This window comes from uncultured Lactobacillus sp. (assembly GCF_947367085.1).
Taxonomy (GTDB): Bacteria; Bacillota; Bacilli; order Lactobacillales; family Lactobacillaceae; genus Lactobacillus.
Map to the genome: position 1 here is coordinate 24696 of NZ_CANBCP010000013.1, position 13496 is coordinate 38191.

The window sequence follows — 13496 nt, forward strand, 5'->3', positions numbered from 1 at the left end:
TGCCGGAAGATAGCCGAATTAAACGGCTAATGTCGAAACAGAAAGTAACGTTTGATACTTACTTATCTGCGTTAGCTGTCGATGCATTGCAAACGCTGGTTTGGGCAAAAACTAAAGATGCCCAACACAACAAGAATAGACCAAAGTCAATTGCTCAAAGTTTACTTCCACGTAAAGAAGTGGAAGACGATCATCAAAACTTTGCTAGTGGTCAAGACTTTGAAAATGCACGTAATAAATTGCTTGAGGAGGTGGTAAGTCATGGCTGAAATAGGTAAAGCATACGTTCAAATTGTTCCGTCAGCAAAAGGAATTAAATCAAGCGTTGAAGGTATTTTAAACAAGGACTTACCACCAGCTGGTGACTCAGGTGGTTCAACACTTGGTAAGTCAATCATTGGTAAAATGAAAGCCGTAATTAGTGCGGCTGCAATTGGTAAGTTCATTGGTTCAGCAGTAACTGAAGGTGGAAAACTCCAGCAATCACTTGGCGGTGTTGAAACTCTATTTAAAAATTCAGCTAACACAGTTAAGCAAAACGCGATGGTTGCGTTTAAAACTGCGGGCTTGTCAGCTAATGACTACATGGAAAACGTAACTAGTTTCTCAGCCAGTTTGATCTCTTCACTTGGTGGTAACACTAAAGAAGCCGCTAACTTGGCAAACATGGCTATGATTGACATGTCAGACAACGCTAACAAAATGGGTACTGACATGGATAGTATCCAGCAGACTTATCAATCTTTAGCCCGTGGTAACTACGCAATGCTTGACAACTTGAAGCTCGGTTATGGTGGTACCAAGTCAGAAATGGAGCGTTTGATGAAAGACGCTGAAAAACTGACTGGTGAGCATTATACCGTTGGAGATTTTGCTGATACTGTTAAAGCAATTCATGCTGTTCAAAAGTCAATGGGAATTACTGGAACGACGGCAAAAGAAGCCGCGACAACACTAGAAGGTTCCTTTAATATGCTAAAAGGTTCCTGGCAGAACTTCCTTGGCGCATTATCCGGTGAAAGTCCAATACCGTTAGATCAAGCTATTGATGACCTGATAAAATCAGCTGAAACATTTGTAAGTAATGCTGCACCTTTAATTTTGCATACATTGCAAAATATTGGACGTACTGCGTTAACGGCATTTAACAAATTGCCGGCTGGCGTAAAAATTGCGGTTGCTGCAGTTACGACCGCAGTAGTTGCTTTTAAGGCGCTTAAAGCAGCTGCGGCAATTCATAGTGTGATTACTCAAGGAATTGGAGCATTCCAAGCTTTATGGGGTGTTCTTGCAGCTAATCCAATTATTGCAATTATTGCTGCAATCGCTGCAGTAGTTGCTGCTTTAGTAGTTTTCTTTACTAAGACAAAAACAGGTCGCCAATTGTGGGCTAACTTCGTTAACTTCCTTAAGACCGCTTGGAACGGCTTAGTCCAAATTGCTACTACTGTGTGGAATGCGATAGTTCAAGCATTTACTACTGCTGTTCAAACGGTTCAAAATGTTTGGAATGGCATCACTTCATTCTTTAGCAATTTATGGAACGGTATAGTTTCTGGAGTAAGTGCAGCATGGAACGGTGTCGTTTCAGTATTTACAACTGTCGTGCAAGCAGTCCAAAACGTATGGAATGGAATTACTTCATTCTTTTCAGGATTGTGGAATGGTATTGTTTCTGGAATTTCTTCAGTATGGAATGGCGTGAGTCAATTCTTTACCAACTTATGGAATGGCATTGTTCAGGTAGCAACGACTTACTGGAATAATTTTTTAGTAATGTTTGCACCAATAATTTCAGCATTCGAAAACCTGTGGAACGCTTTAGTCGAATTCTTTACGACTTTATGGACTGGAATTCAAACAGTTGCTATTACTGCTTGGACTTTGATTTCAACGACACTAACAACTATTTGGAATACTATTGTCACAGTTGCAACTACTATCTGGAATATATTGGTAACAGTGTTCTCCACAATTTGGAATACGATTCAAACGGTTGCTATGACCACATGGACGATAATTCAAACAGTACTTACCGCAATCTGGAACACCATCGTAATGGTAGCCACTACCATATGGAATGGGTTAGTGGCTATCTTTACTGTGGTATGGAACACAATTCAAACCGTGGCTATAACTGTCTGGAATGTAATTCAAACGGTGCTTACTACTATTTGGAGTGCTATTGTGATGGTAGCCACTACCATATGGAATAGTTTAGTTACGGTCTTTACTGTTGTTTGGAATACAATTCAAACCGTAACAACTACTGTGTGGAATGTAATTAAAACTGTAATCACTACTGCTATTAACGTAGTTAAAGGTATAATTCAAACCACGCTTACTGTTATCCAAACTATTTGGAATGCAATATGGAATTCCATTAAAGCTTTAGCAATGATGGTTTGGAATGAGATTAAGGCTATTGTTACCACAGCCATTAATGTCGTTGCCTCCGTAATTCGTGCTATTACTGCAGCAATTAAAGGTAATTGGTCTGCTGTTTGGAACGAAATAAAAAATATTGCAACCACTATCTGGAATGGTATTAAGGCTGTTGCAACTTCCATTTTTAATGGCATTAAAGCAGTCGTTACTACTGTGTGGAATGCAATTAAGTCAATCACTTCCACTATTTGGAATGGTATTAAGTCTACTATTTCTGGCGCAATGAATGGCGCAAAATCTGCCGTAAGTAGTGCAGTTGATGGCATTAAGTCAGTATTACGTAGTATTGGCAATGTCGCACATGAAGCTGGTAAATGGGCATCTGACTTAATTGATAACTTTGTAGGTGGTATCCGGCGTGGTATTGATGCCGTTGGTAAAGCAGCAGGCGACGTGGCTGGTGCGGTTCGTAAGTTCTTGCACTTCTCAGAGCCTGACGTGGGGCCATTATCTGACTTTCATACTTATGCGCCTGATATGATGGCTGGTTTCGCTACAGGTATTAGAAAAAATATTCCTTTAGTTAAGTCAGCTGTTAATGAATTAGCTTCTATGACTAGTGGAGCTTTAACAATTCAGACACAACCACAGCCTTATGTACCAGGTTCAAACGGCTTTAATTCTGGCAATTCTAGCTTTAGTTCGCAAACAACTATTAATGTTTACGGAGCTAAAGGTCAAGATGTTGATGAGTTGGCTGACGTTGTTATTGAAAAGATTGATCGCGATTATAAGAGAAAGAAGGCGGCTATTGCATGACGAATCAATTAGTTATTGGTGATTACGATTTAAGTGACTGGGGCGTTCATTTTGGACGCAAGTCACTATTTAATGCTCCAAAACGGAATGTCACAACAGTGGCCGTTCCTGGACGTAATGGCGATTTAGTAATTGATGGCGGTTCTTGGGAAAATATTGACGTAACTTATTCTTGCTATATTGAAGGCAATGCTAAAGATAAACTTGCAGACTTAAAGCAAGTAGTTCTTTCGCAATTAGGATATGTTAAAATTTCGGATTCAGTAAATCCTGGTGAGTTTCGATTAGGCTACTATAAAGAAGGGTTAAATTCTATCAGTCCATCATTGCATATTAAAAACGCTAGGTTCGATTTAACTTTCAGTTGCAAGCCCCAGCGTTTTTTAGTTTCTGGCGACGAATGGCGTACTTTCAATCCATCTGATCGTTTATATAATCCAACTCTTTTCTCATTTTCTCCATTGCTTAAGTTAAGGCTTAGTAATAGTGAATGGGGCAGTGTAACCATTGATGGCTACACGATTAGAGTTAAGAATGTTCACAACGTTGATTATCTCTATGTAGATACTGAAACGATGCAATGCTATAGCGGCGCACAATTACTTAATGATTGTGTGGAATTTTCCAGTGACAATCCTTTAAAGGTTCAACCTGGTGGTAGAACTGTAACAGTTTCAAATAATATTTCAGAAATCCAGATGAAAACGAGGTGGTTCACTCTATGAGTATTCCACGAATTTATCCAGATGGAACAACAACGCCTGATACTAATGGACTTGGCCGTTTATCAGATGCTACGCGTTTGGAGATCACTGAAAAAATCAATGGAAGTTATGAACTGGAGATGGATTATCCGGTTGATGGGATTAACTTTCAATTAATCGCTAAAAACCGTTTAATCTACACAGATAAACAATTCTTCCAGATTTACGAAACTAGTCGTGAAATTGGCGGGATCGTTACTGTTTATGCCGAACATATAAGCTATCGTTTATCTCATCTTCCAGTAGTTCCATTTACTGCAAGCGGAACGCCGGCACAATTGTGGGAACAAATAAAATCTCATGCTGTTTCTACAATTCCATTTACTTTTGAATCAAATATTCAAACAGTCGGTTCTTTGAATATTGATAAACCACGATCTGTTAAAGATATTCTAATGGCTAGTGATAATTCGTTTTTATCAGTTTTTAAGGGCGAATTTAACTGGGACAATTGGAATATTAATTTTAATAAAAATCGCGGAGTGGCTACTAGTTACGTGGTTAGATATGGCAATAATTTAACTGACGTCAAGCAAGAAGAAAACTTGCAAGAAGTTGATACTGCTATTTTCCCTTATGCTACTAGCAAGCAGGATAAAGAAACCACCACGATCTATTTACCGGAAAAAGTTATTCAAACAAAGAATGCTAATCTATTTTCTTACAGTAGAATTTTGCCGGTTGATTTTAGCCCAAAATTTGATAGCAAAGAAACACCAACAGTTGAAGCATTAAGGCAATTAGGTAATGCCTACATTAAAGATAACAATGTGGGTGAACCTAAGGTATCTATCGATGTTTCATTTGTAGATCTATCGCAAACTCTTGAATATAAAGGCACTCTTAGCGCGGTTGACTTGCATTTAGGTGACCGGTTAACAGTTATTTATCAAGGCTTAGGTATTCATGCAACTGCTGAAATTACTCAAACAGTAAAAGAACCTTTGCAGGATCGTTTTAAAACCTTACACTTAGGCGATTTTCAAGGAAGTTTAACTAATAGCATTATTCACAATGACGCTAAAAATCAGCAAGATATCAATGATTTAAATAATCGCATTGATGATGTTGAACAAGGTGCAAAAGATGATCTTGAAAAAGAAAAAGAAGAAACCAAACGTAAGCTTACTGAAGTTGATGAAAAAGCTAGCAAGCAAATTCAAACAGTACAAAAAGCCATACGTGAGGTGGAAGAGAAGACTGGTAAAGAAATTGATGATGCTAAAAAGCAAATTTCTGATTTCGTAAGTCGAAATTCCAGTGGATCACCATTGCAGTTTTACGATCAAAATGGCAATATCGTGCAAGGTATTCCGCCAGTTTCTACCATTAAAAGTAGGGACGGTAATTTTGAATTAAACTCTAGTGGTTTTAATTGGGGTGGTCGCCTGTTAGGTGGTAATGGTCAGCTTTATGCAGATGGAATTTATGGTGAAACTATCACAGGTTATGACATTAACGGGGCGCATATTAAAGGCGGAACGTTAGAGGGCGTTACCTTTGATGCAACGCAATCTGGTTACTTTAGAGTGGCTGGCGGATCATCTGCAACAGTTATGTCTACTAATGGGTTTTCAGTTAACCAATCTGGTTTTTCAGATGGCTATATTAATTTAACTGGAGCTGGCAACTGGTCCCCACAGGGCTTTTACACTCCAGGTAAAGTTACTTGTGGCTCCGCTCATATAGGCGGTCAAGACTTAACCGGTGCTGATATTGCTAAGCTCCACAGATTGAAAGGATAATTATGAATTATTTTGAAAAAGCTGATAATGTTGACCCAGTTAGAATAGTTAACGAGTATGTTGGCATGAATGCCAGTCTGACGCGTGAAAATACAATTTTACGAGTTCAACTCCAGCAACATATTGATCGTGAAAAAGAGCTACTAAAAATATTGAAAGAAAACGTTCCAGATGTTTATGAAACTTTAGAAAAGGGTGATAATAATGGTAAATAACCCACGACTTCCAACACTAGACCTTGATGTTCAAAAAGATGTTCGTTTTATCGTACGTCCTTTTAAATTGACTCAAGGCGATAAGGGATATGTTCAACCATTTAGATTAACGAATGCGTGGAGTCAGTATAATATTAGTGCCACCAATTTAGCTTTTCATGCTACCAAACCAGATGGCACGGTTATAGAAATTGAAAATGAGCCAACCCGTTTTTCTCAAGAAAATGGGGTTTGGCTTTTTACTTTGCCTGAACAAATTGCACAAGCAATTGGTAATGCAACATGCTATTTCAGTGTGGTTGAAGGTGATAATTTAGTGGCTTCTACTACTAAGTTTGGTTATGAAGTGAGTGCTAAGTTTGGCACCGAAATACCAAGTAATAATTATGTTTCTGCTTTAGAGGATATGGAAAAGCAGTTTCAAGATTACCTTGCTAACGCTAATACCCAGTTAAACAAGCAAAATCAGTTAACCAACGAGTCTAAACAGCAACTTACTCAGACGTTAGCTGATATGTCTAAGAAAACGCAAGATTGGCTTACTACTAAAACTGCAGAAGTGGACGCAGATATTAAGACGCGTCAAGATAACTTGAACGCACTGAATAGCCAGTATCAAGCTAAGTACAACGAATTAGTCGCAAGCTGGAACAGCAAGATTACTTCAATCCAATCTGATTGGGAAGCTCGTAAAGCTGAAATCTTAGCGCAAGCCAAAAACCAGCGGGATAGTATTTCTACCGATTGGGATACGTTGAAAGCTAAGTTTAATGTTGATCGTGATACTGCAATTAGAACTGCGAACGATAACTTCCAAACCAAGCTTGCAGAAATCCAAACTGATTGGAACGCTGAAAAGACTAAGCTTGAAAAAGGCATAGCCGACTACAAGAAGGTACTTGAAGAGAAGCTAAAGCCAGTTGCTGATAAAGTGACGGATTTACTTGAAAATAAATTGCCTGATTTAAATGGTAAGGCTGACGCGGTACAAGCTAAGGTTGACCAATTAAAGGCTGACTTTAATGCGATTGATTTCTCTAGCTATGCTAAAAACTCAGAGGTTGCGGTTGCTAGAGCTGTCCCTTATCCAATTGGAGTAACCGATTTAGATCAGCTCCCTGAGGGTAGATATAACACAAGAAATTTAACAGCCGATCAGTGGCAAACGATCGCACATATTCCTCCCATCGATCAATACGGAATGATTATTTGCTATAGAGAAGACTCAGATGGTTGGCAATTAGCCTACTCTACTAATAATCCAAGTATTATTTTTTATAGAGGCGCAGGCGGTGGAAAATATACCGATTGGCAACAAATTAAACAACCATCTTCCACTTACTCTAATAAAGATATTGATGACAAAATTGCGGCTAATAAACCAGACTGGACTAAGTTAACTAACAAGCCTAAATATCGCTATTCGTTATTCAACGGCAATATTCATTTTAATGAAGCAAGTGGCAATTTTGAGTTGTTTACAAAGAACTACACTTCTAATGAAGTTTCAGATAGTGGCACAATGGCTATTGATTTAGACGATGATGCGGAACTACAAAGAACTGCTAGAGCGTTAAATGATATTAAAAATAGGGCATATAATTCTTTGCCTCTAGATGGTGGAGGAATGCATAAAAGATCTGTCATTAGTTGGAACGGTGGGGACATCAATGACAGGTCTGGTAACCTTGGTGGTTTAACTTGGACTGGCGGAACTGATAACGCAAAGATTTATGGCGATCAGAATGGCAACGATAACTTGGATTTAGTGATTGATTTAGGCGATGACAACTCTAACCATATCTCTTTTAGGTGGAACGGAGCAGAAAAAGCTGCTATCGATTCGGGCGGTAAGTTTACTGGTCGTATTAACTGGGATCACATTGATGGCCGTCCGGACACCAATAGTCTTCAGCAGCAGATCAATCAAATAAAATCAACCATGCCTGACATTCACGTTGTTAATAGTGAAGCTGAGGGCAACACGTATTTAGCCAGCCACCCGAATGCGATTATTATGGTGAAAGGATAGATAACAATGATTAAAGAAATTATGACAAGTGAAGGTAAGTATGTAAAAATGTTGCCAGCCGGAACTAGAGTAAAAATTAATAAAGGAATTCCTTATTACGATTTAAATAATAAAAATTTATTTGGATATTCAGACGGTTATGACTCTGGTTTTACTTTTCAATCAGTTTTTATTTTGAAAGATGTTTTATATGCTGTTATTCAAAGCGGTGCGAGAAATATTTTATATAGCTTAACTCAAGGCGGAGAATCAGGATATAGTTATGAACCTTTTGGAGAAGATAGTTACGCGCTAGCTCAGGTCATTGTGAAATATAGTGATTTAACTTTCATGGGGGGGGTAAAATCCGCCTTTATCAAGCTATTGCATCGTTTTTCTTTAAGAGGGGCGGTGTGTTAAATGGTTATTAGCGAAATCATTACAAGTGCCGGAAAATTCATTAAAGATATTAGTGCTATGCACGTTTCTAATAAAGACGACATTGTAGATACTTATCGAGTTTCAGGTAGTGGAAACAACATTGAGGTCAATGTGAACTATGATACATCTATTGGGAGTGCCTATAGACTACCACTAAGTGGTATCACAAGATACTCAGACAGACCTATGGCGACGATTATTCCAAATAAAGGAAGCTATGCTGGTCAGAAGTTTTATTGCTTTTATTACGGTGGGGGTGGTATGTATGGCGAAGGCGCTACGTACTACGTTGTTAAAGCTAGTGACGTCCAGCTAATTTCGGGGGGGGTAATTAGGTCCCTCTATAGACTGATATATCAACGTTTTCATAGCTTGGAGGTGGCATAAATGGCTATCTCTGAAATTATGACTGTTGAAGGTGTGTTTGTTCCTAAACTAGCTGGTAAAATTGTTCAATTTAATAATAATAATTCATCAATTGCACGCTATTATATGAATTTTAATCCAGATGCAAATACAAATACTGATAGAATAGTATTTTCAAGTTTGACTCCAGACGAATACAACAATGGGGCTATTTCAACAAGCATGTTGTATTTAATAATGGGCGTAATCACCGCTCCGAATGGAGAAAAATTTATACATATGATGACGCGATACAATTTTCAATATTGGTATAAATATAAAGACATTGAGCCTCTATTGAAAGACGCCACCTTTATTTATAATGGGGGGGTAGCTAAAGCCCTCTATATACGGCTGTTTAGCCACCTTGAAAGTGGGGTGGTTATATGATTGAAGAAATTTTAATTGGAAAATATAGATATGTTCCTGATCCTAATTGTTGGAGAATTGGGGAGCAACACTATTTTGTTGATGTTTATCAGTTAATGTCAGATGGAACACAAACACATCTTAGTGAGCCATTTGATAAAGATATTTCCGGCTTTTCAATTAATCGTGTTGTTTGGCGAGATAATACAAAATATTATGTTTTAGGTTCTGAACCTAATGCTTATTACGTTAAAGCTAAAGATGTGAAATCTACCACATATATATAGTTAGATAAAGCCCCAGCGAGGGCTTTTTTATTTATGGAAGGAAAAATAATTATGGAAGATTTAGTAAAACAATTAATCAAAATTTTAACGGACGGTTATCAAATCGCATATTTCTGCGATCCTGATAATGCAAACGAACTGTTCCACCACTTACCGGTGCCAGTTCCAAAGAATATCGCACAGGAAGATTTACCTTGGAGATTCCACTTGCAAAAGCCAGCCGAAGACTTGAAAGACGCAATCTGGAGCGATGCAACTCAAGATTGGATTGATAACTCTGGTAAATCTTTACCACTGCAAGTTAACCAACTTACTCGCAGTATTAAGACGATTTCTGATAATCAAAAAGCTAAGGATCAGCAAGTAGATAATACTTTAAAGGCATTACAAGAAGTTCAACAAACGCAAACTTCAATGACTGCAGTTGTTGGTCAATTGCTTCCAGCCGTTCAACAACTTTCACAATTCGCTGCTAGCTTGCAAAAGGATACTGTAAAGGAAGGTGACAAGTAATGTTTAATTTCAATTTTGACTGGACGGCATCAATGAAGGCTATGAAGGCTTTAGTCACTCAATCATACGAATGGGGCGCCCCCATCGAAGGCTTTGTTAAGACCGGAGCCATCACAGCTAAGGACTACAAAGAAATCACGGGTGATACTTATGAAGCAGGAACTGGTGCAAGTGTGGAGAAACCTAAAGCTTAATCCGCTCCATTTAATTCTTGGCTTAGTCATCGCTAGCATGGGAACAGCGCTATTAATTAACGATTCGTTTTTTTATTGGCCGCCCGAATGGCAATGGTTTTTTAATAACGATTTAGTTGATGCTATCGCACTAGCCATTGGTATTGGGTTGATTGCGTTTGTTGTCGCCGGCGGAAAAAGTCAGCTAGCTAATGCAATTCTGCTAGCACTATCAGCATTTTTTTTAACGATGCTGACGGTTTTGCAGATTGGTCATGTGCTAGTGGTACACGACTATAGTCGTATTCTTTCGATTATTGCAATGATAGGCTGGTTGTTAGTGATCCAGTATTTGGCCATGCATTCTAAAACTGTGAAACGCAGGAAGTAGGTGATAAGAAGTGCAAGGATGGGCGAGTTTAATTCGTGAAATAGCACTTCTCATCTCTGGCGTTGTGTCAGGCATAACGGCGTGGAATGCTTTAAAGAAACTAAGTCATGATAATAACCAAAGCGACAAGGAAGAATTGCGACAAGATCGCGATTTATACCGTAAGCGTTGGTTAGACAGCGAAAAAGCATATGATGATTTAGATGCCGAGAATGAAGCATTGAGAAAAAAGATTAAGTGTTTGGAAAGTGAAAATTTAAGAGGTAAACAAAATGGAAAAACCAAGTGTAAGAACGATTGATTATGTAGTATTGGTGCAATCAAGTGTTATGTCACTTGATGAAGTGCCTACAGATATTCAACAAGAGGTAGCCCGTTGGCTATCTTTTTTCGTTAGTGGAAAACCTGAAGATGCTAAGCGGGCTGATAAGGATGTGAAGGAACATGAAGACGATTAGTGAGTGGCTGCCTTGGGCGGCGATGGTTGTGATGTATGTAGCTGGTAAGATTGCCAGTTACTACGAATACAGCAAAAAGAATGATCCAGAAATAGCAGGTAAACTTAAACATATTGGTGAACTCGCTAAGTGGGCAGTTGCTAACCAAGAACGATATGACAAGCCGGGAACATCTAAGTTTGAAGATGCGGTTAAGTCAGTTGAAAGCCAGGTTAAGGATCAAGGTGTAGACACTGCAACTATTAAAGGCGCAGTTCAGTATGAGTATGAACAAACTCATAAGTCCAAACCTGAGCCAATTGAAATTCCTAAGGTTACCACACCTTCACCAGTTCATGATGAAGATGCAGTTTTAGATAACTTAGAGGTTAAGTAATGACTTATAACGAATATGTTTTTAACAGTTTTCCTCACGAAACTGAACCACCTAGAAAGGCGGTGTTAAAGAATGCAGAAAAACACGTTTGGCGTGGATGTAGCCAGCTACCAATCAAAAAATCTAGATAGTTATGCGAAAGCTGGAGCTAAGTTTGCGATCGTGAAAGTGAGTCAAAGCACCACTTACACCAATCCTAATGGGGCTGGTCAGATCGCTAGTGCTAAAGCTAACCACATGGAAGTGATGGGTTACTTTTATGCTACTTTTAGCGGTAACTCAAGCATTGCAAGACTAGAAGCACAGTACGCTGTAGCTACTGCTAAAGTTATGGGCTTGCCAGCCGGTAGCTACTTGGCAACTGACTGGGAAACAGGTTCGGGAAATGTAACTAGAGGGCCAGCAGCCTATAATACCAGCGCTATTCTGACTTCTATGGACGTAATCAAACAAGCAGGGTATAAGCCTATGCTTTATTCTGGCGCCAGCTTGCTGAAAAATGCAGTCTTTACCAGTCAAATTATCGCTAAGTATTCAAACAGTTTATGGGTAGCAGCTTATCCAGCCGGTAATGGCACGGCTGTCTCAAGTCCTAATTTTAATTACTTCCCATCTATGGACGGTGTAGCCATCTGGCAATTTACCGACAACTGGCGCAACCTTGGTGTAGATGGTAATATTGCCATTATCAACACTGATAAACAAGCAGAAAAAGAAGGTGACGAAATGAGTTGGCATCCCTTAGTAAACTATAATGAGTTAGGTCGTTTTATGGTTACACGTCCAAGCGGTGCGCAACTTTACGAAGATGCTACTTTAACCCAACCTATAAAAGGCAGTATCAAGAAACCGGGCGAAACGTATAAGATATTTAAAGCTAAAGATGGTGCAGTAAACGCAGGCGGCTCTCAATGGTTTGCGCAATCTGACGGGATTACTAAGATCAATCCTTTAGCGGTTAACGATAAGGCTAACGGCGTAGTGTGTCAGATTACCGCCGATGACGCTTATACGCAAGCCGAAACAAAACCTTCAGCTGGTATTGAGCATTTACCAAAAGGTAACTCTTACAAAGTATTCGGTCGGGTAGGTAAGTATCTAATCGTATATGGTAAGAACGGCGGTAAATATTTATCAGCTAATAAATGTAAAATTATCCTATATTAAAATTAAAAGCCACTCTGGAGCGTTTGCCCTGGAGTGGCTTTTTTGTTGTGAAATAAAATATGTGATTTATACTGTGATTCTGTGTTATACTTTACTTGCAACAAAGTTAGGAATTCAAAATTTCAAGCACTCAAAAAGCATTACCTGATAGCTACAAAAGGTAATGCTTTTTTTATCGCTTAGTGCAACTTGCTAAGCGCTGAGGGTAGAAAGGCAACTATTTATTTTTCCGGTTGTTATGCCAATCATCTAACCAGTGATCGAATAGTGCAAGTACTATACCCACAAGGACTGGGGCGACAACCGAAGTTAGGAATTCTTTCAAAACACTCACCTCCTTTCAAGGGGAGGCATAGTTGCCAGAAATAATTATATCAAAGAATTAAATGACTAGGAATTTGACTAGGAAAAACTAATAAACAGTATTTAAATAAACTATAAATATGCTTATATAATAGAAAATTAACGGTTTATTTTAAACAAAAGCACCAATATATTGAACCCCTCATCTCCACTATTAATATTTTCGTAGATGATATGATCATCTAAGCCTAAAAAGTACCTTTAGTTTATCAAGGGTACTTTTTATTTATCTTAAAATTTGATCTTAGATAAAATTTATTCTTTCAAAAGTTACTTAATGCTCAGAGCTAAAAATATGGAAAGAATGAAACAGTTTGCTACTGATGATGTATAAAATAAAAACCACCTATCAAAGGTGGTTTTTATTAGCTAATTATTATTTAAATCAGTATCTGTTTTAGTGGTTTCAGAATTTTGATTATTCATCCCTAATGCGTATTTTTGTAGATTGATACAATAAATTCTTAACCAAATTATGAGACGTTTAGGATTCATTCTAATGGCAGCATTAGGGCTGACGTCTTGCTTGAGCGACCCGTTATGGAATGGCTCTCCTGTGCTTCAGGGAGAGGTTTCCATTAAACTACGGCAGGAGCCGGCCCTGACAGCCA

The 13496-nt window shown here is 38.5% G+C and carries 18 protein-coding genes; 17 read left to right on the forward strand and 1 reads right to left on the reverse strand.

The annotated features are described in order from the left end of the window. Positions 1-29 precede the first annotated feature (29 nt). From Q0Y70_RS03800 to Q0Y70_RS03880, 17 genes are all read left to right on the forward strand, one after another. A complete protein-coding gene (locus Q0Y70_RS03800; protein ID WP_297816821.1) occupies positions 30-269 on the forward strand; it encodes a DUF5361 domain-containing protein in 240 nt (79 codons plus the stop codon). Further along, positions 262-3207, forward strand: a complete 2946-nt coding sequence (locus tag Q0Y70_RS03805; protein WP_297816825.1) for a hypothetical protein — start codon at positions 262-264, stop codon at positions 3205-3207. Before Q0Y70_RS03800 ends, Q0Y70_RS03805 begins: the two co-directional genes overlap by 8 nt. Beyond that, positions 3204-3932, forward strand: coding sequence for a hypothetical protein (locus Q0Y70_RS03810; RefSeq protein WP_276804568.1), 729 nt, complete (start codon positions 3204-3206; stop codon positions 3930-3932). The genes Q0Y70_RS03805 and Q0Y70_RS03810 overlap by 4 nt, the downstream gene beginning before the upstream one ends. Further along, positions 3929-5716, forward strand: a complete 1788-nt coding sequence (locus Q0Y70_RS03815) for a phage tail spike protein (RefSeq protein ID WP_297816829.1) — start codon at positions 3929-3931, stop codon at positions 5714-5716. Before Q0Y70_RS03810 ends, Q0Y70_RS03815 begins: the two co-directional genes overlap by 4 nt. Positions 5717-5718: 2 nt before the next feature. After that, positions 5719-5931 carry a hypothetical protein gene (locus Q0Y70_RS03820; protein ID WP_276804570.1) on the forward strand — a complete coding sequence of 71 codons (213 nt, stop codon included), beginning with the start codon at positions 5719-5721 and terminating at the stop codon, positions 5929-5931. After that, positions 5921-7963, forward strand: a complete 2043-nt coding sequence (locus Q0Y70_RS03825) for a BppU family phage baseplate upper protein (RefSeq protein ID WP_297816832.1) — start codon at positions 5921-5923, stop codon at positions 7961-7963. The genes Q0Y70_RS03820 and Q0Y70_RS03825 overlap by 11 nt, the downstream gene beginning before the upstream one ends. Positions 7964-7969: 6 nt before the next feature. Next, positions 7970-8362 (forward strand): hypothetical protein, encoded by a 393-nt coding sequence (locus Q0Y70_RS03830; protein WP_297816838.1) that lies wholly within the window; start codon positions 7970-7972, stop codon positions 8360-8362. Next, complete coding sequence (locus Q0Y70_RS03835) at positions 8363-8770, forward strand: hypothetical protein (RefSeq protein WP_297816845.1); 408 nt, start codon at positions 8363-8365, stop codon at positions 8768-8770. It begins immediately after the preceding gene. Next, a complete protein-coding gene (locus Q0Y70_RS03840) occupies positions 8771-9178 on the forward strand; it encodes a hypothetical protein (RefSeq protein WP_297816849.1) in 408 nt (135 codons plus the stop codon). It begins immediately after the preceding gene. Beyond that, positions 9175-9444 (forward strand): hypothetical protein, encoded by a 270-nt coding sequence (locus tag Q0Y70_RS03845; protein ID WP_297816853.1) that lies wholly within the window; start codon positions 9175-9177, stop codon positions 9442-9444. Before Q0Y70_RS03840 ends, Q0Y70_RS03845 begins: the two co-directional genes overlap by 4 nt. Before the next feature lie 51 nt (positions 9445-9495). Further along, positions 9496-9957, forward strand: coding sequence for a hypothetical protein (locus Q0Y70_RS03850; RefSeq protein WP_297816856.1), 462 nt, complete (start codon positions 9496-9498; stop codon positions 9955-9957). After that, a complete protein-coding gene (locus tag Q0Y70_RS03855) occupies positions 9957-10151 on the forward strand; it encodes an XkdX family protein (protein ID WP_297816861.1) in 195 nt (64 codons plus the stop codon). The genes Q0Y70_RS03850 and Q0Y70_RS03855 overlap by 1 nt, the downstream gene beginning before the upstream one ends. Then, complete coding sequence (locus tag Q0Y70_RS03860; RefSeq protein ID WP_276804577.1) at positions 10108-10521, forward strand: hypothetical protein; 414 nt, start codon at positions 10108-10110, stop codon at positions 10519-10521. The genes Q0Y70_RS03855 and Q0Y70_RS03860 overlap by 44 nt, the downstream gene beginning before the upstream one ends. A gap of 10 nt (positions 10522-10531) precedes the next feature. Beyond that, positions 10532-10822 (forward strand): hypothetical protein, encoded by a 291-nt coding sequence (locus tag Q0Y70_RS03865; protein WP_276804578.1) that lies wholly within the window; start codon positions 10532-10534, stop codon positions 10820-10822. Beyond that, the gene (locus tag Q0Y70_RS03870; RefSeq protein WP_297816868.1) at positions 10794-10979 is read left to right on the forward strand and encodes a hypothetical protein; all 186 of its coding nucleotides are present in this window, start codon (positions 10794-10796) and stop codon (positions 10977-10979) included. Before Q0Y70_RS03865 ends, Q0Y70_RS03870 begins: the two co-directional genes overlap by 29 nt. Then, positions 10966-11355, forward strand: coding sequence for a hypothetical protein (locus Q0Y70_RS03875; protein WP_297816870.1), 390 nt, complete (start codon positions 10966-10968; stop codon positions 11353-11355). Before Q0Y70_RS03870 ends, Q0Y70_RS03875 begins: the two co-directional genes overlap by 14 nt. 72 nt (positions 11356-11427) lie before the next feature. Further along, entirely contained in the window at positions 11428-12522 is a 1095-nt protein-coding gene (locus tag Q0Y70_RS03880; RefSeq protein WP_297816872.1) for a GH25 family lysozyme, read from the forward strand. Positions 12523-12739: 217 nt separating this feature from the next. Here Q0Y70_RS03880 and Q0Y70_RS03885 read toward each other — a convergent pair whose 3' ends face one another. Beyond that, positions 12740-12856, reverse strand: a complete 117-nt coding sequence (locus tag Q0Y70_RS03885) for a type I toxin-antitoxin system Fst family toxin (protein ID WP_297816876.1) — start codon at positions 12854-12856, stop codon at positions 12740-12742. Between the last annotated feature and the right edge of the window lie 640 nt (positions 12857-13496).